This is a genomic window from Kitasatospora sp. NPDC001159, assembly GCF_053598235.1.
This window is the reverse complement of record NZ_JBSFJV010000056.1, coordinates 23,544-42,105: the sequence shown is the minus strand read 5'-3', so window position 1 is coordinate 42,105 and position 18,562 is coordinate 23,544. Positions and strand designations below refer to the sequence as shown.

Below are 18,562 nucleotides of genomic sequence, written 5' to 3'. Positions count from 1 at the left end.
CTGCCGATCAGTCCTGCCGGCGGGTGAAGGTGAGGTGGGTGACGCCGCTCGGGCTGCTCACCGCCTCGCTGTCGAAGCGCTGGTCCAGCCCTTCGAGACCGGCCCAGAGCGATTCGCCCCGGCCGAGCACGATCGGCACCACGACCACGTGCAGGTGGTCGATCAGGTCTGCCTCCAGGAAGGCCCGCACGGTGCTCGGGCCGCCGCCGATCCGCACGTCCCGGCCGTCGGCCGCCTCCCGCGCCTGCCGCAGCGCCTCCTCGGGGGTGGCGTCGATGAAGTGGAAGGTCGTGCCGCCCTCCATCTCCAGGCTGGGGCGCGGGTGGTGGGTGAGCACGAACACCGGGGTGTGGAACGGCGGGTTCGGGCCCCACCAGCCCCGCCAGTCCTCGTCCTGCCAGGGGCCGCGCTGCGGGCCGAACTTGTTGCGGCCCATGATCTCCGCTCCGATGCCGTCGCCCCAGGCGTTGGCCATCGCGTCGTCGACGCCGGTGTCCCCGCCCTCCAGGCCGTGTATCCGCCGGAAGGTGCGGGTGCGGAAGAACCAGCCGTGCAGCCGGTCGGCGGCATGGCCGAAGGGCTGGTCGAGGCTCTGGCCCTCGCCGGTGCCGTAGCCGTCGAGGGAGATCGAGAAGTTGTGGACCCGGACCAGGGACATGGGGCTGCCTCCGCTGCTCGGCGCTCGTCAGTGCGCTGCTCGCGGGCCACGCTAGCGCGCAGGTCCGACGCCATGACGCTCCGTCATCATCGGGGCGTGGCGCGGCGGGTGTGGAGGGCCGAGGTCGAGGCGGAGGTGGTGAAGCCGTCACGCTATTGTCGTGCCTTCTTCACGAGGAGCACGCCCCGGCGGGCGATGCTTCCTCCGGCGGCCCGCCACGGGCGGCCGACACAACCGACCCGGGGGGAACGATTCCGATGACCGTACGCCGTACCCTGGCCGGCCTCCTGGCGGCCGGCCTGCTCGCCGCCGCCTCGGCCGTGCTCCCGACCGGCGCGGCGGGCGCCGCCGAGTCCGGCACGGGCGACCTGCCGTTCGGCTCGGCCACCACCGCCGGCCTCCACAACACCTACGACCCGGCTGCCTACCCGTACCTCGCCCAGGGGCTTGACACCGGCACCGGGATGATCGAGCTGGACCTCTGGACCGACGTCATCACCCAGGAGTGGAAGGTCAGCCACTCCAACCCGCTCGGCAACTCCAACAACTGCACCGCCGCCGACACCCCGGACCAGCTCTACACCGGCGGCGCCAACAAGAACCTGGAGCACTGCCTCGACGACATCCGGGTCTGGCTCGGCGCCCACCCGGGCGCCGGACCGCTGGTGGTCAAGCTGGAGCTGAAGGGCGGCTTCGCCGCCAACCTCGGAATGGGCCCGGACGAGCTGGACTCCCTGATCGCCGCCCACCTCGGCGACGCGGTGCTGCGCCCGGCCGACCTGCTGGCCAAGCCCGGCGGCGGCTCGTACGCCAGCGCCGACGAGGCGGTGCGGGCGGGCAACTGGCCGAGCCGGTCGGCGCTCGCCGGGCGGGTGCTGCTCTACGCGATCCCGGGCACGGTCGAGGAGAACAACCCCTTCGACACCCTGCACACCGACGTCGAGTACGGGCGGCACCTGCGCGACCTGGCGGCGGCCGGCCGGATCGGACAGGCCCAGCTCTTCCCGGCCGTGCACGGCGCGACGGCCGGCGATCCGCGCGGCAAGTACACCGGCGCGGACGCCGGGATCCGCCCGTGGTTCGTGGTCTTCGACGGCGATGCCGCGACCTACCTCAACGGCATCGACACCGCCTGGTACGACCGCTCGCACTACCTGCTGGTGATGACGGACGCCCAGAACGTCGCGCCGCAGATCAGCGCCACCGACCCGACCGCCGACCAGGCACGCGCCCGCACCGAGCAGTTGGCCCGGGCGCACGCCAGCATCGTGTCCAGCGACTGGCGCAAGCTCCCGACGGTGCAGTCCCTGGTGCTGCCGCGCGGCTGACGCCGGGCGCGCCCAGGGCCTGCCGCTAGGCTTCGCCCTCATGGCGAAGACGATCGAACAACTGGTGGACGGCCTGGCCGGGTCGCACGAGGTGGGCGAGGTGTGCCGCCTCCTCGACGCGCACCTGGCGGGCGGCGACACGGCGTACCTCGCGGAGTTCGGCGCCGCGCTGCACACCCGCTACGGCTCCGGCCGGGCGGGTGCAGAGCACCAGTACCTCTTCGACCGGATCCTCTGGGACGTGGCCACCCGGCCCGGGCGCGCGCACGTCGAGCGTGCGCTCCGGCTGGGCCTGGCCACCCGGACACGCAGCGGCCGCCCGGTCCGCCGGGCCGCCGCCGTGCTGGCCGAGCATCAGCGGCCGGCCGCGCTGGCCGGGGTGTTCGCGGCCGCCCCCGATGACGGGACCGCGCCGGAGGAACTGCGGGCCTGTCTGCTGCACGAGCTGGTGCTGCGCGGCGCGCCGGTCGCGAAGCTTCCCGAGGCGCGGGCCTGGGCGGAGGCCTCGCCGTACTGGGCGGAGCATCCGCTGGCCTGGCTGCCCTGGACGCTCGACCCGCTGGAGGGCACGCCTGTGCTGCCGCGTTACTGGCGCGGCGGGGTCGGGTACGGCCGCGCGTACGGGCTGCCGAAGGGCGCGCCGCTCGCCGGCTCCGCCGACGTCCCGGTCGAGGTGGGGGAGGACGAGCCCGGGCTGACCGCCGCCGTGGAGCGCTGGGCCGGGCGGTACAACGGGCGGGTGGAGGCGGCGGTGTTCCACGCCGATGGGCCGGTCGCGCCCGAGACCCTCCCCGGGACGCTGGCCGCGCTGCCGCTGGACTGTGTCGAACAGCCGACGGTCGTCCCGACCACGGCCGCGGAGGCCTGGCGCCAGCTCTTCATCGCCGCCTCGACCGGGGGCGGCCGCGAGGACGACTGGTGGTACGGCGCCTACGGACGGCTGGCGGCCTGGCGCTCGTTCGCGGCCCTGGCGGGCGCGGGCCCGGGCTCCTCGGCGGCAGAGGTGGCGCGACGAGCCGGAGACTGCGCCTGGTACGGCTTCATGGCGGCCGGCGAGTGGTTCAACTGGGACGACATGGACCTCGGCTTCGTCACGCTCGATGCGGGGCGCCGTCGGCTGGCGGTGCTGGCCGCCACCGACTACGACGGCGGCTGAGCGGTCCGCTGACCTGCTCAAGGCCTCAACGGATACGGCGAGTTGACCGGAGGTGAAGACTCCGAACGGGGCTTCCGGCGGGCCCCGGGGCTCGCCATCCTGGTTGGCATGACCCGAACTCTACGCGCGTGGAAGCGTGCTGCCGCCACCGCCACCGCCACCGCCACCGTCGCCCTGGTTGCCCTCGCGCCCGTCGTCGTCGCCACCGAGGCGCACGCCGCGGTGAGCGGCCAGGTGTGCCTGTCCGCCCTGCCGTCCCAGGCCCGGACCACGCTCAACCTGATCGCCCAGGGAGGGCCGTTCCCGTACCGCCAGGACGGCGTGGTGTTCACCAACAAGGAGAAGGTGCTGCCCTCCCAGCGCTACGGCTACTACCACGAGTACACCGTGGTGACCCCGGGTGCGCCCACCCGCGGCGCCCGCCGGATCGTCACCGGCCAGCGCTACCACGAGGACTACTACACCGGCGACCACTACGCGACCTTCCGTCTGATCAACTTCGGCTGCTGACGACCCCCTTGTGCCCCGAAGGCAGGCCCTGGGGCCCCGGCCGGCAAGGCCGGGGCCCGCTGCCGTCCGTGGGCCCGGCGGCTGGACAGGTAGGGTCAGCGGCGCCCGTCCGCGCCCCCGGGGGGGGGGGAGGAACCGGTGCCGCAGATCCTGGTCGACCACTCGGCCGAACTCGCCCTCGACCGGGCAGGCCTGGCCGCCCAGCTGCACCAGGCGATCACCGAGGTGATCGACACCACGGCGGCCAAGTGCAAGACCGTCTTCCGCCCCGCCGGGGGCCACGCGGTCGGTGACGGCACCAGCGGTGAGACCGTGATCCTGGTCGAGGTCGAGATCCTGGCCGGCCGCACCGCCGAGCAACGCGCCGAACTGACCGCCCGGTTGCTCGCGGTCCTGCGGGTCGCCATCACCGTCCCCGCCGCGATCGGCGTGCAGGTGACCGAACTCGACCGCGACGCCTACCGTTTCGTCCGCCACCCCGGCCGCTGACCACGCCGGACACCGCGCCCCGCGACCGATCGGTGGAGTACCGACGGTATCGTGGCTGCGCCTTGAGGAGGGGGACGAAGGTGACGATAGCAGCACACGGCGCCGGGGGCGGGTCGGACCAACCGGCGGGCCGCGCCTCGGCGATCGCCGCCAGGCTGGAGCGGCTGATGGCCCGGGAGGCGGCCAGGTCCGGCGGACGCCCGCCGGCATACCGGGAGTTGGCCGAGCGGATCAACCGCATGGCGGGACGGGACGTCATCTCCCGCGACACCATCCGCAACCTGCACCTCGGCCTGAACCAGAAGGGCCAGGCCTCCAACCCCACCGTGGACACGCTGGACTGGCTGGGCCGGGGCTTCGGCATCAGCGCGGGAGCGGGCTACTTCCTGGACGACGCCAAGGCCGCCCTGGTCGACGAACAGCTCGACCAACTGGAGCGGGTCCGCGACCTGAAGCAGGCCCTCGGCAACGACGGGGTGGTCAACCTGGTCAAGCGCGCCTCCGCGCTCTCCGACGGCAGCCTGCGGGTCCTGCTCTCCCTCGCCGACAACCTCCGCAAGCTCGAACAGGACGCCGCCGGGCAGGAGGCGGGCCCGACCGGCGGAGAATGACCGGGAGTACCGCACCACCCCTCCGACACCCGCCCCGCCCCCGCCGGCTGCGCTCGACGCCACCACCGGCGGCCGCACCCCGTGCGAGGAGGTGGCCTGGATGCTCGCCGTCGCGGCCGCCCATCGGCAGCTCCGCGCCGCAGAAACCGATAGCCGACGTCGCTCCCTGATGAGGAGAAGCCTGACTGTTCGCCGGTCAGGCCGGGTCCGAGGGGTGCACGTCACGCCGTCTGGCGATTATGATCGTCACCGCAGCGGGGGTTCGCCGACACCAACCTGGTGAGCTGGGGGATGCGCAGCGTTGGAAGCGTGCGAGCCGGACACCCGCACGGGGGCGGTCTACCGGGAGACGCAGGAGGGGACTTCCGGTGGCACCGTCGCCGAACACCCGACACGGGCTGGAACTGACAGGACACACGGGGGAAAGCCAGGGCTGCTGACAGTACGTCCGGGAAGGGCGTCGGCGGCTTCACGCCAGCGGTGTGCCGACACCCCGTGCCCCGCTCGGAGGAGGGGGCAGGGGGCGTCGGCCTGCGGTCAGGAGTACCGCCGCAGCGCGCCGTGGAGGCGGCGGGCGTCGCGCAGGCGCTGCTCGTAGGTCGCGCCGAGGGCGAGCAGCAGCAGACCGGCGGCGGCCAGCGGGACCCAGCGGGGGAGCAGGCCGAACACCTGGACCACGGTAGGGGCGAGCTCGTGGACGGCGACCGTGAGCAGGGTGGCGCCGCCGAGGACGACCGGGCTCTGCAGCCGCAGCCGCACGCCCAGCACGGTGGCGGCGAGCGCCGCGCAGCCGAGCAGCAGCGGGCGCAGCCAGTGCCCGTCCGCGACCAGTGCCGGGAGACTGGGCAGCAGCCCGACGGCCAGGCCCGGGCCGTGGGCGGGCCAGGAGCCGGTTCCGGGGAACCGGCGGCGCCACAGGTGGCCGAGGACGAGGGCGGCGGCCGCGAGAACGAGGGTGTACGCCTCGGGGGTGCGGACCTCCCACTGCGCCAGCCGGATCCAGGAGGCGCCGATCAGCATCGCGACGCCGACCACCGGGGCGATCCGGCGACGGTCCGCCCGCAGTGCGAGGCCGAGGGCGGCGACGCCGGTGACCGCCAGGTCGAAGGAGAGCCGACCGGGGCGGTCCGTGGTCAGCAGCAGGGCGAGGACCGTGAGGCCGTACCCCGTGAACTCGACGGCCGGCGCGACGGGCTGGGCGGTGAGGCGTGCCGCCACCGGAGCGGTGGCGAGGCCGACCGCGAGGACGGCGAGCAGGGTGTCGGGCAGCGCCAGGCCGGCCGTGGCGGCGACGGCGGCGGCCTCGGCGCCGAGCGCCGCGACGGCGAGCGCGGCGGTGACGGCGGGGGCCGGACGCCCGCGGACGGTCAGTGCGACGGCCAGCGCGGCGCCCAGCGCCAGGACCGCGATGGTGGCCGGTCGGTCGGCCAGCGCCCAGAGCAGGGCGAGGCTCCAGGAGGTGAGCACGCCGGCCGTCAGCTCCGGCCGGGCGGAGAGGTACCACCCGCCCACCAGCGCCAGGGCAGTGGCCGTACCCACTGCCATCGGGTAGGGCAGCCCGAACGCCACCGGCAGCAGGGCCAGTCCGACCGCGGTCGAGGCCGACAGCGCCGCGTCGGCGCCGGCCGAGGCGAGACCGAGAGCCCTGACCGCCCCGGCCGCCGCGAGCAGCAGCCACAGCACCGTCAGCGCGGTCACCGGGACCGGCCAACTCCAGGTCGGCGCGGAGCCGTTCACCCAGGCTGCGGGCAGGTGCCCGGCGGGTGTGACCACGGCGGGCACCAGCCGCACAGCCGACACCAGGGCGAGCGCCGAGCCGAGGCCGCCCGCGACCAGCAGCAGCCCCACCGGGATCACCCGCCCCTCGCGCCGGCCCTGCCGCCAGCGGGCGGTGGCCGCGACGGTGAGCAGCGCGGCCGGGGCCGCGTAGCCGACCGCGCCCCAGCCGTCGGGCAGCCGGGCGGAGAGCGTCCCACCGGCGGCGGCCAGGGCGCCTGAGCCCGCCAGGGCGGCGGCGAAACGGCGGGCGGTGGTGCTCAGCCCGGGGTAGCCGAGCCGGGGGTGCGGCAGGGCGACGGCGAGGGTGAGCAGGCTGAGGAGACCGAGTGGCAGCCAGGCCCGGAGGGAGGCCGTGACACGGTCGTCGTCGGCCGTGAGGCCGAGGTCGAGCCCGGCGTCCAGCGAGGCGTCCAGGGCGAGCGCGGCACCGATGACGGCCCAGCAGGTGGTGATCACCGCGGCGGCCGGGAGCAGCTTGTCGGCCCGCAGCCGGGCGCGCCATTCGGGGCGTTCGGCGAGCGCCCGCAGCAGCGCGTAGTCCAGTGCGGCGGTGGCGACCATCGCGGTGGCGGGCGGGGTGAGGCCGTCCAGTTCGGCAGCGGAGACGATCAGGAGCCCGGGCAGCAGCGCGAGCAGGAACCCGGCGAGCAACGGGACCCGCATCCGCAGCGCCCACCCGTACGCGACCGAGCCGACGGCCACCAGGGCGGTGGCGGCGGCCCAGTAGCCGGGGGAGGAGACAAAGTCGGACCCGGCCACCCAGAGGTACCGCAGGCTGAGGCAGTCCAACAGCACCAGGATCAGACCGATGGCCGCGAAGGTCTCGGCGGTGGCGTGCAGTCGACGGTGCCGCAGCGGCAGTGGGGCGGCCAGCGCGCAGACCGTGAACGAGAGCAGCACGGTGGCCCGCCCGCCGATCCCGAGCCGACCCCAGCTCACCACGGTGAACACCAGCGCGGCGATGCTCACCAGTACCGCGCCCAGCACCAGCAGCACGGTCTGCGCCGACCGCCCGGACACCTCCTGCGACGCGGGCTGCCCCGCACCCCGCACCGGCGCCACCGCGGGCTGCGGCTGCGTCGCCTTCGGCTCCAGCCGCTGGCCGCGCAGCTGGTCGAGCAGCTCCGACCGCATCCGCAGCAGCGTGAGCCGCCGCTGCTCGATAGCCTCCAACTCCCGTTCCACCTGCCACAGTCGACCAGCGACCTCGCCGCTCAGCGGCAGTCGGCAGCGGAAGCAGTGGGCGGGCACGGGCGCATCGAGCACCGCGCCGCAGTCGGGGCACCCGGGCGGTCCCTGCGGCGGCAGCCCGGGAAAGGGCGGGATTTTGCTGGTCATGGTGGCGAGTCTGGCGGCGGGGCCGGGGGCGCACATGAGTAGCCGTACTCAATTGCGCTTCCGCACCCGCCGATCAGCCCCGGCGTTCGGAGGTCAGTCCGTCTTGCAGCGCGTCCCGGCCGCCGGCACGGTGCCGTCCACCAGGTAGGCGTTCACCGCCTCGCGGATGCACGCGCTCCGGTCGTACGCCACGTGCCCCTCGCCCTCGCGGGTGAGCAGGACGGCGTTGCCGAGCTCGCCGGTGAGCTTCTCGGACCAGGCGTACGGCGTGGCCGGGTCGCCGGTGGAGCCGACGACCACGATCGGGGTGGCCGCGGCGGACTTGATGGCGTGCGGTTTCTCGGTCGAGCGGAACGGCCAGATGCGGCAGTCCGGGTCGAACAGGGCGGCCATCGGGTCGTGCTTGCTGACCAGCGGGGCGTTGGCGGCGAGGTCGGTGAGGGCGGTCCGCAGCTGGTCGCCGGACGGCACGTCGGTGGCGCCGTCGGCGCAGTGGATGGCGGTGTAGGCGTCCGCCGAGGGCTCGTAACGGCCGTCCTTGTCGCGGCCGTTGTAGCCGTCGGCGAGGGCGAGCAGGTCGTCTGCCTGGCCGCGGACCATGGCCCAGCCGAGGGCGTTGCGCAGGCCGCTCCAGGCCTTCTCGCCGCCGTAGAGGCGGCTGATCACGCCGGTCCAGGCCGTGGTGGAGGTGAGGGTGCGGCCCCTGGTGGTCTTGAGCGGCTTGTCCTTGAGTCCGTCGAGGAAGTCGGCGAGCTTCTGTACCGCCTGGTCGGGGTCCTTGCCGAGCGGGCACGGGTTCTTGGCGGCGCAGTCGGCGGCGAAGGCCTTCAGCGAGCGCTCGAAGCCGGCCTGCTGCTCGATGTTGTGCTGGATCAGGGAGGTGGAGGGCGAGGTGGCACCGTCCAGGACGAGTCGGCCGGCCCGGTCGGGGAACTCCTCGGCGTAGAGCGAGCCGAGGTAGGTGCCGTAGGACATGCCGAGGTAGCTGAGCTTCTGGTCGCCGAGGGCGGCGCGCAGGACGTCCATGTCGCGGGCGGTGTTGCGGGTGCTGACGAAGGGCAGCACCTGGGCGTACTTGGCCTGGCAGGCGTCGGCGAGCTGCTTGCCGTGGTCGGGGCCGGGCTCGTCGGTGCTGAGCCAGCCGTCCCGGGTCTTGTCGTCGAGGCACTTGAGCGGGCTGGTGCCGGCGACGCCGCGTGGGTCGAAGCCGACGATGTCGAAGCGGTCGTGCAGCGGGCCGTCGAAGCGCTTTGGGCCACCCTTGACCATCGCGACGCCGGAGCCGCCCGGGCCGCCCGGGTTGAGGACCAGCGAGCCGATGCGCTGGTCCGGCTTGGTCGCGGGGTTGCGGACGACAGCGACGTCCAGGGTGCCGGTGCCCGGGGCGGTGTAGTCGAGCGGGACCTTGAGGGTCGCGCACTGCAGCGCCGAGGTGTCGGCCTGGTCGTCGTCCGCCTGGTCGCCCTTGTCCTGGCACGGCGCCCAGGCCAGCTGCTGGCCGTAGAAGGTCCTCAGCGCAGGGTCGTTGGCGCCGGTGGGCTTGACCGTCGGGGTCGGTGTGGCGGTGGGAGTCGCGGTGGCCTCAGAGGTGGCAGAAGCGGACGTCGAAGCGCCGGCGGAGGTGGAGGAGGTCCCGCTGGTGCAGGCCGCCAGTAGGGCGACGGCGGTGGCGGCGGAGACGGCGACGGGCAGGGCGCGCCGCGAGGTCCGGATGATCATCGAATGCACCGCACACAAATATCACCAGCCAGTCACACTAGTCACATGGGTATCCCGTGCCCGCGCCTAGCCCCCGCCCCGCGACGGCCCGAACGAGCCCGCCGCACCCGATTCCGCCACTCGTCCAGCGGTGCCATGCTGACGCCATGACAGATCGCATCGATACCGCTCCCGCCCGTGACGAGTCACAAGCCGGTGGAAGGCGGCGGGAGTTGGCGGCGGCGACGGTGGGGTCGGTGGTCGAGTCCTTCGACTGGAACATCTACGCCGTGCTCGCACCCTACTTCGCCGCCGACCTCTTCGGCCACGGCAAGGGCGGGGTCAGCGGGGTGCTCGGCGCGTACGCCACCTTCGCGGTGGGCTTCGTGGCCCGGCCGGTCGGCTCCTACCTGATCGGGCGGCTCAGCGACACCCGGGGGCGGCGGTTCGCGCTCAGCCTCGGCATGGCGGTGATCGCCGTCGCGAGCCTGGGCATCGGCGCGCTGCCGGGGCAGCAGGCGATCGGAGCCTGGGCGGCGGTGCTGGCGGTCGTCGCGCGGGTGGTGCAGGGGCTCGCCTTCGGCGGCGAGGCGCCCAGCGTCGCCGCCTACGTGACCGAGACCGCCCCGCCGCGGCACCGCTTCGCGTTCAGCTCGGTTTCCTACGGCGGGATCATCCTCGGCTCGCTGCTCTCCTTCGGCGTGCTCACCCTGCTGATCCACACCATCGGCAAGTCCGGTCTGGAGCACGGCGGTTGGCGCTGGGGCTTCGTGGCCGCCGCACTGCTCGGACTGGGCGCGGTGTGGGTACGGCGGATGGCACCCGAGAGCGCCGAGTTCCACCGCGCCCGGGCGCGGGCGCAGGCGCAGCAGGGCGGCCGCCCGCCGTTCCTGCGGACGCTCCGTGAGCACCGCTGGGCAGTGCTCACCGTCTTCCTCAACACCCTCGGCGGCACGGTCGGTTACTACTTCGCGCTGGTCTACCTGCCGCAGTACGCCGCCGCCTACCACGTGATCGACAAGGAGCAGGCGGCCTCCTTCATGACCGTGGTGCTCGGCGTGGTGCTGGTCACCATGCTGCTCACCGGCGCGGCCGCCGACCGCTTCGGTCTGATGCCGGTCGCCCGGCTCGGCTTCGGCCTGCCGATCCCGCTGGTCGGGTTCTTGCTGGCCGGGCTGCGCGGGGGCTGGCTGCCGTTCCAGCTGGTGGCGGTGCTGCTGGGGATGCTGGTGGCGACCGTGCTCGGGACGCTCAACGTGTTCACCGGCCTGCTGTTCCCGACCGAGGTCAGGGCGGTCGGCCTCGGCGTGGTCAACGCGGCCACCATCGCCGCGTTCGGCGGCACCTTCCCGCTGCTCGCCGAGTGGTTGGGCCACCACAACGGGCTCGGCGTGATCCCCTTCTACGTCACGGTCTGCACCATGGGACCGGCGTTCGCACTCCTGACGGCCATGCGGGTGCGCTCGTTCGCTTCCGCCGTCAGGGAGGCGGAAGCCGACGTTCAGCGGACACCGGGAACCGCCTGACGGGCAATCACGTCGTGTGGTTGAGTGGGCCGGACAAACGCCGAACGGGGAGGGCGACAGTGGACAGCAACGGACCGGACAGCTGGCTGACGGAGGCTGAGTTCGACCAGCCGCGGCAGGTGGACCTGCGGACCGACCAGGCACACTCGGCCCGGGTCTACGACTACCTGCTCGGCGGCAAGACCAACTTCCCGGCGGACCGCGAGGTCGCCGACCGGCTGCTCGCCGACCTGCCCGGCGCCCGCGACGGCGCCGCCGCGGCCCGCGCCGTGATGCACCGGATGGTCCGCCGGCTGGCCGGGAAGCACGGCGTGCGGCAGTTCCTGGACGTCGGCACCGGCATCCCGACCGCGCCCAACCTGCACGAGATAGCCCAGTCGGTCGACCCGTCCTGCCGGGTGGTCTACGTGGACAACGACCCGATCGTGCTGGCCCACTCGCGCGCGCTGCTCACCAGCACGCCCGAGGGCCGAACCGCCTACGTCGAGGGCGACCTGCGCGAGCCGGATCAGTTCCTGGCCGACCCGGCGGTGGCGGCCACGCTGGACCTGACCGAGCCGGTCGCGCTGACGCTGATCAACATCGTGCACTTCCTCTCCGACGAGGCCGCGCACCCGCCCGTTCGCAAGCTCCTAACCGCCCTGCCCTCCGGCAGCTTCCTGGCACTGAGCGCCGGCACCGCCGACAATGCGCCCGACCAGGTCGCGGTCGGTTCCCGCCGCTACGCGGAGGCCGGGATCGAGGTCCATGTACGCTCGCGTGCGGCGGTGGAACGATTCTTCACGGGGCTGGAGCTGGACGACCCGGGCGTGGTCCTGATCAACCGGTGGCACCCGGAGCTCGGCGAGCCCTCGACCGTGGCCGACTCCGAGGTCTCGGTGTACGGCGGCCTGGCCCGCAAGCCGTAGGGCGTGCCCCGGCGTCGCGGACCCGCCGGAGATCCGCAAGGCACGCCCGAGCCGCTGCGACGGGCTACGGCGCCATGGTGAGCCCCGCCGACCCGGCGCCGCGGCTGAGCACCACCGTACGGATGTGCTCCAGCGCGCGGGCCCAGTCGGCGCGGCCGGGGTTGCGGCGGACGGCCTCGCGCAGGTCGAGCACCCGGTAGGGCGGGCCCAGATCGGTGATCTGCGGGGCGAACTCGGCCCGGCTCACCGCCCACCGCTGCCCGGGCCCGGCCGGCGGGCTGACGGTGAAGCGGGCGACGGAGCTCCAGTTGCCGCGCGGGTCCTCGGCGCCGTCGTAGGTGAACATGTGCCCGGCGAGCTGGTCGCCGAGGCCGTAGACCGTCCAGGTGTCGTTGATCTTCTCGTAGGCCTGCGGGATGTGGGCGTGGGTGCCGAGGATCAGGTCGATGTCGGGCCGGCCCGGGCCTTGCCCGGCGGCGGACAGCTCGCGGGCCAGGGTGAGCTGCTGCTCGTTCGGGGTGTCCTGCCACTCGGTGCCCCAGTGGACGCTGACCACCACCAGGTCCGCGCCGTTCTCCCGGGCGGCGCGGGCGTCGGCCAGGATCCGGTCCCGGTCGATCAGGTTGACGGCCCAGGGCTCGTCCTTGGGCAGCGGGATGCCGTTGGTGCCGTAGGTGTAGGCGAGTTGGGCCACCGTCGCGCCGCCGACCCGCAGCAGCGCGGGCCGACCGGCGTCCTCGGCGGTGCGGGCGGAGCCGGTGTGGGCGAGGCCGACGGAGTCCATGGCGTCGAGGGTGCGGCGGATGCCGGCTGCGCCGTCGTCCAGGGTGTGGTTGGACGCGGTGTCGCAGGACCTGTACCCGGTCTCCCTGAGCGCCTTGGCGACCTGCGGCGGGGACTTGAAGGTCGGGTACCCGGTGTACGGGCCGCCGTCGGCGCCGTAGACGGTCTCCATGTGGCAGATCGCCAGGTCCGCACCGCTGATCAGCGGTTTGACGCCGGCCAGCATGGCGGTGAAGTCGTAGCCGGCGCCGCCGGCGTCCTCCTTGGCCTGCTGGATGATCTCGGTGTGCGGCAGTACGTCGCCGGTGGCGACCAGGGTGAACGCCTTCGGCCCGGTCGGGGTCGGTGTGGCGGCATCGGAGGTGGGTACGGGCGGCTCAGGTGCGTGCGGAGCGCCGCAACCCGGGAGGGCGAGCAGCAGGGCGAGGGCCGTGGCGACGGTCCGTCGGCGGGGCAGGGGCATCGTCGGCTCGTCTCACGATCGGAAGGGCTGACCAACCCTCCGACTATGCGGGCCCGCGTCCGCCCGGCCGCCACCTCCACGCCCGCAGGTCACCCGGGGGGCCGCCAGCCCGGATTCGGTGACCATATGTCACCCCCTGTACACGGCGCGCTCGATGTGCTGACATATCCACGTCAAGTCCGACGAGGATGGCGCGCGCTGCGCTCGGCCCGACACCGCGCCGCCCTCGGCTCCGTGGACGATCGAAGGGGAAGTCCATGCTGCTCCGCACACTGGCCGTCGCGACCGCCGTCACCGCCTCGCTGGTCGGCACCTCGGCCTTCGGCGGCGACTCGCTCCCGACCCCGCCGGACCGGATCGTCATCGACGTCGCGACGGTCAACGGCTCCGGGTGTCCGGCGGGCACGGCGGCGGTGGCCGTGTCGCCGGACAACACCGCCTTCACCGTGACCTACAGCAGCTACCTCGCCCAGGTGGGAGTGGGCTCCAGGCCGACCGACTTCCGCAAGAACTGTCAGCTCAACCTGCGCGTGCACGTCCCCCAGGGCTTCACCTACGCCATCGCCTCCGCCGACTACCGCGGCTTCGCCCACCTGGAGAAGGGAGCCACCGGCGTCGAGCGGGCCAGCTACTACTTCCAGGGCCAGCCCGAGACCGCCTACCAGAGCCACCGCTTCGACGGCCCGACCGACGACAACTGGCAGGCCACCGACACCGTCGACGTCGCCGCCCTGGTCTTCGCCCCCTGCGGAGAGGAGCGCAACTTCAACGTCAACACCGAACTGCGCGTCGGCGCCGGCACCTCGGACCCGGCCCGCACCACCAGCTTCATGACGATGGACTCGACGGACGGCAGCATCAACACCGTCTACCACCTCGCCTGGAAGCAGTGCCCCTGACGCCTGGTCTCCGACCTCCTGCCTTCGACCCCTGACCACTGACCACTGGGCCCGCCCCGGCCCCGGCGGAGCCCCGGCCGCCGGGGCCGGGGCGTGTCCGTCGGTGGCGCGGCGCGGTCCCACCCGCCCGCGCACGTGGCGACATGAGTGCCCGTCAGAAAATTGATAGCCTTTGCATGCCCATGTCGCTACAGTGCTACGGGTCCCGAACCCCCACTCGGCAGACGGAGCGGCATGACAATCGCACGCAGGTCCATCCTCAAGGGCACGTCGGCGGCCGGCGCCGCCCTGGTCGCGGGCGGAGCCGCCGCGCAGTCGGCCGCGGCCGCCGACGCACCGGACGACGGACCCGCGAGTCCGCTGCTGCAGGCCACCCCGCACCGGATCGGGGCGCCCAGCGTGAGCGGCACGCACCTGCAGTTCGGCACCGACCCGGCCACCGAGATGACCGTCTCCTGGATCACCCCGCAGTCCGTCCGCCGCCCGCAGGTCCGACTCGGCTCGCCCGGCGGCGGCCACGGCCGGGTCGTCGAGGCCGAGACCCGCACCTACCGGGACGCCCTCGGCAAGGACGAGGTGTACGTCCACCACGCCCGCCTCACCGGTCTGCGCCCGGCGACCACCTACCTGTACACCGCGGGCCACGACGGCGCGAGCCCCGAGACCGGAAGCTTCACCACCGCCCCGCGCGGCCGAGTCCCCTTCACCTTCACCAGCTTCGGCGACCAGGCCACCCCCAACCTCCGCCGCCAAGTCGTCTTCCCCGACGGCATGCCCTCGCCGCTCGGCAAGTACCCGGTGTACATGAGCAGCCAGATCGGCTCCCCGCACGCAGCCGACATCGTCGCCGCCGTCGAGCGCGTCGGCCCGCTGTTCAACCTGGTCAACGGCGACCTCTGCTACGCCTCCTACAGTGGCCGCCACGGCCAGAGCCGCACCGCCACCTGGGCCGACTGGTTCATCAACAACAGCCGCTCGACCCGGCTGCGCCCGTGGATGCCCTGCGCAGGGAACCACGAGAACGAGAGCGGCAACGGTCCGATCGGCGCCCTCGGCTACCAGACCTACTTCGACCTGCCCGACTCCACCGCCGACCGCGACGAGCAGACCCGCGGCATGTGGTACGCCTTCACGGTCGGCTCGGTGCGCTTCATCAGCCTCGCCAACGACGACGTGGCCATCCAGAACTCCGGCGAGACCTATCTGCGCGGCTACTCGGGCGGCGCCCAGCAGCGCTGGCTGGAACGGGAGTTGCGCACGGCGCGGAGCAACCGGGCGATCGACTGGATCGTGGTCTGCATGCACCACCCGATGATCTCCAGCTCCAAGCACGGTTCCGGCAGCGACCTCGGCATACGCGAGGCCTGGGGCCCGCTGTTCGACGCCTACGGGGTCGACCTCGTGGTCAGCGGCCACGAGCACTACTACGAACGCTCCCACCCCGTGCGCGGGACCCTGCCCAACGACACCCGCACCCCGGTGCCCACCGGCACCGACCCGCACCTCGCCGACACCGGCCGCGGCACCGTCCACATGGTCATTGGCGCCGGTGGCAACGCCGCCACCACCCAGGACGACCTGTTCGAGCGCCCCCAGGGCCGGGTGGTGATCGGCCTGGAGGACAAGCCGGCCCCGGGCGCCCCGTACCGGGAGTCGGTCTGGCTCACCGAGGACGCCCCCTGGGCCGCCTACCAGGACCGCACCCACACCCACGGTTTCGCCGCCTTCGAGGTCGACCCCGGCGACCGGCGCGGCGGCACCACCACGATGCGGGTCACCTACTACACCTTCGACGGCCCGCACGGGGACCTTACCCCGGTGGACACCTTCACCCTGCACCGCCGCCGCACCGACGGCGACGGCGGGGACGACGACTGAGCCCGGGGCGGGCGGAGGTGGTCAACCCCCGCCCGCCCCGGCCGGTTTCAGCGCCGGAAGAGGCCGGTCAGCACGTCCCACCAGCTGCGCCGCTGCGCCGGAACGGCCGTCGCCGGCGGAGCCGACGGGGCCGCCGCCCGCTGGGCGGCCTGGAGCGCCTCCGCCGCGCGCGCCGCCCGCTCCTCGGCCGCCAGCTCGGCCTCCGCCACCGACTCCGGGTCCGGCTCGATCTCGCGCGGGGTGAACTCCACCGGCAGCGCCGTCAGATGGCGGGAGATCCAGGCCGAGCTCCAGGTCAACTCGTCCTCGGAGACGGCCAGTCGGAGGTCCGGCAGCAGGGTGAGCAGGATGTCGATGCCGGCCTCGGCGATGTGCCGCCCGATGTCCTGTCCGGGGCACTCGTGCGGCCCGGCGCCGAAGGACAGGTGCGAGCGGTTGCCGTACAGCGGGGTGGTCAGGTCGGGCCGGACCACCGGGTCGACGTTGCCCGCCGCGAGGCCGAGCAGCAGGAGGTCCCCGGCCTTGATCTGCTGCCCGCCGAGCTCGGTGTCGGCCGTGGCGCAGCGCCCGGCCACCAGCGACATCGGCGGGGAGTCCCATAGCACCTGGTCCAGCGCCTCGCCCAGGGTCATCTGGCCGCCGGACAGGTGGGCGCGGAAGCGCGGGTCGGTGAGCACCATCTTCAACGAGTCGGCGATCAGGTTGACGGTACTCTCGTTGGCGGCGAGCAGCACGGCCCGGAGGTGCTCCATCACCTCGTCCTCGGTCAGCCCGGCCGGGTGCGCCAGCAGGTGGCTGGTCAGGTCGTCGCCGGGTTGGTCGCGCTTGAGGGCGATGGTCCGGCGCAGGCCGGCCACCACGTACTCGTTGCTGGCGACCGCCGTCTCGGTGCCCTTCACCAGGTCCCGGGCGGCGTCCACCAGCTGCGGCCCGTACTCGTCCGGCATGCCGAGCAGCTTGGTCATGACCAGCATCGGCAGGCGCTCGGCGAACTGGGAGATCAGTTCGGCCCGGCCGGTCGTGCCGACCGCCTGGACCAGGTCGGTGGTGAAGCGCCGGACGTGGCGGCGGACGCCGCGCCGGTCGAAGCCGTTCAGGCCGTCCAGCACGGCGCCGCGCAGCCGCCGGTGCTCCTCGCCGTCCGCGAACACGCAGATCGGCTGCCAGGCGATCACCGGCAGCAGCGGGGAGTCCGCCGGGACCTCGCCCTTGCGGAAGGCGCTCCAGAGCCGGGAGTCGCGCGAGAACAGCAAGGGGGTGCGCATCGCGGTGATGTTGGCGCCGTGACCGAGGATCAGCCAGGCCCGGTGGTCGCCGTGCAGCAGCACCGGCGCCACCTCGCCGTACTCGGCGCGCAGCTTCTCGTACAGGCCCGCCGGGTCGGTCTCGGCCTCCGGGCCGTACAGGCGCCGCAGGCCGCCGGGGCCGATCGGCTCGATGTCCCGCCCGTGGGCCGGGCAGCCGGGCGGTGGGACGTGGGCGGCGTCGTCGGGGAACGGGGTGGTCACAGATTCTCCGGTCACGAGGTACGGAAGGGAGTCGGGGGGAGTCAGCGGACGGGTGGGGCGGCGAGTTCGTACAGGTAGTGCATCAACGCCATCAGGGTGTCCCGGCTGGACTCGCGGCTGCGCGCGTCGCAGGCGACGATCGGCACCTCGGCCGGCAGGTCGAGCGCCTGGCGCAGCTCGTCGAGCGCATAACTCGGCGCCTCCGGGAAGCCGTTGACGGCCACCACGAAGGGCACGCCGCGGTCCTCCAGCCGCCCGATCACTTCGAAGCTGACCTCCAGCCGACGGGTGTCGACCAGCACCACGGCGCCGAGCGCCCCCTCGAACAGGCCGTTCCAGAGGAACCAGAACCGTTCCTGGCCGGGGGTGCCGAAGACGTACAGCACGAGCTTGTCGCTGATGCTGATCCGGCCGAAGTCCATGGCCACCGTGGTCGAGGTCTTGCGTTCGACCCCGGTGGGGTCGTCCACACCGATCCCGGCCTGGGTCATGGTCTCCTCGGTGGTCAGCGGGCGGATCTCGCTGACCGAGCCCACCAGCGTGGTCTTGCCGACACCGAAGCCGCCGACGATCACCACCTTGACCGCCGTGGTGACACTGTCGGGCAGCAGGTCCGCACCCGCCGGACCGACGACCGTGTCAGAGCCGCTGAAGTCCATGGATCACCGCCTCCAACAGGGCACGGTCGGGGAGTTCCGCCGCCGGGATCGCGGCGCGGGCCTCGATGTGCCCGTCGTCGAGCAGGTCCGCCAGCAGGACGATGACCACGCTCGTGGGCAGTTCGAGGTAGGCGGAGACCTCCGCCACCGAGAGCGGGGAGCGGCACAGCCGCAGGATGGCTGCGTGCTCGGGCTGCATGGCGGGCGTCGGCTCCGTCCGGGAGACGATCAGGGTGACCAGGTCGAAGACGCCCGGCCCGGAGGGGCCGCTGCGGCCCCGCGTGATCACGTACAGGCGATCGGGCTCGGGTCCGTCCCAGCCGCCCTGGTCGGCCGTCATGTCACTGCCTCACTGTGCTCGTTCATGTGCC

16 protein-coding genes are annotated in these 18,562 nt (G+C 73.4%); 9 read left to right on the top strand and 7 right to left on the bottom strand.

All coding sequences use genetic code 11. The features are described from left to right. Positions 1–7: 7 nt before the first annotated feature. Complete coding sequence (locus tag ACWC9T_RS25835) at positions 8–658, bottom strand: dihydrofolate reductase family protein (RefSeq protein WP_449823426.1); 651 nt, start codon at positions 656–658, stop codon at positions 8–10. A 257-nt stretch (positions 659–915) separates the two neighbouring features. Here ACWC9T_RS25835 and ACWC9T_RS25830 point away from each other — a divergent pair, with 257 nt between their 5' ends. From ACWC9T_RS25830 to ACWC9T_RS25810, 5 genes are all read left to right on the top strand, one after another. Continuing rightward, on the top strand, positions 916–1,986 hold the full coding sequence (locus ACWC9T_RS25830; protein WP_449823425.1) for a phosphatidylinositol-specific phospholipase C domain-containing protein: 1,071 nt from the start codon (positions 916–918) through the stop codon (positions 1,984–1,986). A gap of 40 nt (positions 1,987–2,026) precedes the next feature. Beyond that, the gene (locus tag ACWC9T_RS25825; RefSeq protein ID WP_449823424.1) at positions 2,027–3,142 is read left to right on the top strand and encodes a DUF6183 family protein; all 1,116 of its coding nucleotides are present in this window, start codon (positions 2,027–2,029) and stop codon (positions 3,140–3,142) included. A gap of 108 nt (positions 3,143–3,250) precedes the next feature. Then, positions 3,251–3,652 carry a ribonuclease domain-containing protein gene (locus ACWC9T_RS25820; protein ID WP_449823423.1) on the top strand — a complete coding sequence of 134 codons (402 nt, stop codon included), beginning with the start codon at positions 3,251–3,253 and terminating at the stop codon, positions 3,650–3,652. A 138-nt stretch (positions 3,653–3,790) separates the two neighbouring features. Continuing rightward, the gene (locus ACWC9T_RS25815) at positions 3,791–4,141 is read left to right on the top strand and encodes a 5-carboxymethyl-2-hydroxymuconate Delta-isomerase (RefSeq protein ID WP_449823422.1); all 351 of its coding nucleotides are present in this window, start codon (positions 3,791–3,793) and stop codon (positions 4,139–4,141) included. A gap of 80 nt (positions 4,142–4,221) precedes the next feature. Then, a complete protein-coding gene (locus tag ACWC9T_RS25810) occupies positions 4,222–4,752 on the top strand; it encodes a hypothetical protein (protein WP_449823421.1) in 531 nt (176 codons plus the stop codon). Between the two features lie 537 nt (positions 4,753–5,289). Here ACWC9T_RS25810 and ACWC9T_RS25805 read toward each other — a convergent pair. Both ACWC9T_RS25805 and ACWC9T_RS25800 read right to left on the bottom strand, forming a co-directional pair. Then, positions 5,290–7,869 carry an SCO7613 C-terminal domain-containing membrane protein gene (locus ACWC9T_RS25805; RefSeq protein WP_449823420.1) on the bottom strand — a complete coding sequence of 860 codons (2,580 nt, stop codon included), beginning with the start codon at positions 7,867–7,869 and terminating at the stop codon, positions 5,290–5,292. 93 nt (positions 7,870–7,962) lie between these two features. Further along, the gene (locus ACWC9T_RS25800; RefSeq protein ID WP_449823419.1) at positions 7,963–9,588 is read right to left on the bottom strand and encodes an alpha/beta hydrolase; all 1,626 of its coding nucleotides are present in this window, start codon (positions 9,586–9,588) and stop codon (positions 7,963–7,965) included. Positions 9,589–9,734: 146 nt separating this feature from the next. Here ACWC9T_RS25800 and ACWC9T_RS25795 point away from each other — a divergent pair, with 146 nt between their 5' ends. Both ACWC9T_RS25795 and ACWC9T_RS25790 read left to right on the top strand, forming a co-directional pair. Next, the gene (locus tag ACWC9T_RS25795) at positions 9,735–11,093 is read left to right on the top strand and encodes an MFS transporter (protein ID WP_449823418.1); all 1,359 of its coding nucleotides are present in this window, start codon (positions 9,735–9,737) and stop codon (positions 11,091–11,093) included. A gap of 59 nt (positions 11,094–11,152) precedes the next feature. Continuing rightward, positions 11,153–12,001, top strand: a complete 849-nt coding sequence (locus ACWC9T_RS25790; RefSeq protein WP_449823417.1) for an SAM-dependent methyltransferase — start codon at positions 11,153–11,155, stop codon at positions 11,999–12,001. 64 nt (positions 12,002–12,065) lie between these two features. Here ACWC9T_RS25790 and ACWC9T_RS25785 read toward each other — a convergent pair whose 3' ends face one another. Continuing rightward, positions 12,066–13,247 carry a CapA family protein gene (locus ACWC9T_RS25785; protein WP_449823416.1) on the bottom strand — a complete coding sequence of 394 codons (1,182 nt, stop codon included), beginning with the start codon at positions 13,245–13,247 and terminating at the stop codon, positions 12,066–12,068. A gap of 257 nt (positions 13,248–13,504) precedes the next feature. Here ACWC9T_RS25785 and ACWC9T_RS25780 point away from each other — a divergent pair, with 257 nt between their 5' ends. Next, the gene (locus ACWC9T_RS25780; RefSeq protein ID WP_449823415.1) at positions 13,505–14,146 is read left to right on the top strand and encodes a DUF4360 domain-containing protein; all 642 of its coding nucleotides are present in this window, start codon (positions 13,505–13,507) and stop codon (positions 14,144–14,146) included. A 234-nt stretch (positions 14,147–14,380) separates the two neighbouring features. Next, positions 14,381–16,024, top strand: coding sequence for a purple acid phosphatase family protein (locus tag ACWC9T_RS25775; RefSeq protein ID WP_449823414.1), 1,644 nt, complete (start codon positions 14,381–14,383; stop codon positions 16,022–16,024). 47 nt (positions 16,025–16,071) lie between these two features. Here ACWC9T_RS25775 and ACWC9T_RS25770 read toward each other — a convergent pair whose 3' ends face one another. The 3 genes from ACWC9T_RS25770 to ACWC9T_RS25760 are packed head-to-tail and all read right to left on the bottom strand — an operon-like array spanning position 16,072 to position 18,531. Next, a complete protein-coding gene (locus ACWC9T_RS25770) occupies positions 16,072–17,532 on the bottom strand; it encodes a cytochrome P450 (protein ID WP_449823413.1) in 1,461 nt (486 codons plus the stop codon). Positions 17,533–17,573: 41 nt separating this feature from the next. Then, positions 17,574–18,191, bottom strand: coding sequence for a GTP-binding protein (locus ACWC9T_RS25765; protein ID WP_449823412.1), 618 nt, complete (start codon positions 18,189–18,191; stop codon positions 17,574–17,576). Then, the gene (locus ACWC9T_RS25760; protein ID WP_449823411.1) at positions 18,172–18,531 is read right to left on the bottom strand and encodes a DUF742 domain-containing protein; all 360 of its coding nucleotides are present in this window, start codon (positions 18,529–18,531) and stop codon (positions 18,172–18,174) included. Before ACWC9T_RS25760 ends, ACWC9T_RS25765 begins: the two co-directional genes overlap by 20 nt. Positions 18,532–18,562: the final 31 nt, after the last annotated feature.

What these genes read in the sequence shown, in the direction of transcription:
- ACWC9T_RS25830 (WP_449823425.1), top strand. Translation starts at nt 916, where the DNA reads ATGACCGTACGCCGTACCCTGGCCGGCCTCCTGGCGGCCGGCCTGCTC.
- ACWC9T_RS25795 (WP_449823418.1), top strand. Translation starts at nt 9,735, where the DNA reads ATGACAGATCGCATCGATACCGCTCCCGCCCGTGACGAGTCACAAGCC.
- ACWC9T_RS25820 (WP_449823423.1), top strand. Translation starts at nt 3,251, where the DNA reads ATGACCCGAACTCTACGCGCGTGGAAGCGTGCTGCCGCCACCGCCACC.
- ACWC9T_RS25805 (WP_449823420.1), bottom strand. Translation starts at nt 7,869, where the DNA reads ATGACCAGCAAAATCCCGCCCTTTCCCGGGCTGCCGCCGCAGGGACCG.
- ACWC9T_RS25760 (WP_449823411.1), bottom strand. Translation starts at nt 18,531, where the DNA reads ATGACGGCCGACCAGGGCGGCTGGGACGGACCCGAGCCCGATCGCCTG.
- ACWC9T_RS25835 (WP_449823426.1), bottom strand. Translation starts at nt 658, where the DNA reads ATGTCCCTGGTCCGGGTCCACAACTTCTCGATCTCCCTCGACGGCTAC.
- ACWC9T_RS25800 (WP_449823419.1), bottom strand. Translation starts at nt 9,588, where the DNA reads ATGATCATCCGGACCTCGCGGCGCGCCCTGCCCGTCGCCGTCTCCGCC.
- ACWC9T_RS25780 (WP_449823415.1), top strand. Translation starts at nt 13,505, where the DNA reads ATGCTGCTCCGCACACTGGCCGTCGCGACCGCCGTCACCGCCTCGCTG.
- ACWC9T_RS25825 (WP_449823424.1), top strand. Translation starts at nt 2,027, where the DNA reads ATGGCGAAGACGATCGAACAACTGGTGGACGGCCTGGCCGGGTCGCAC.
- ACWC9T_RS25775 (WP_449823414.1), top strand. Translation starts at nt 14,381, where the DNA reads ATGACAATCGCACGCAGGTCCATCCTCAAGGGCACGTCGGCGGCCGGC.
- ACWC9T_RS25765 (WP_449823412.1), bottom strand. Translation starts at nt 18,191, where the DNA reads ATGGACTTCAGCGGCTCTGACACGGTCGTCGGTCCGGCGGGTGCGGAC.
- ACWC9T_RS25785 (WP_449823416.1), bottom strand. Translation starts at nt 13,247, where the DNA reads ATGCCCCTGCCCCGCCGACGGACCGTCGCCACGGCCCTCGCCCTGCTG.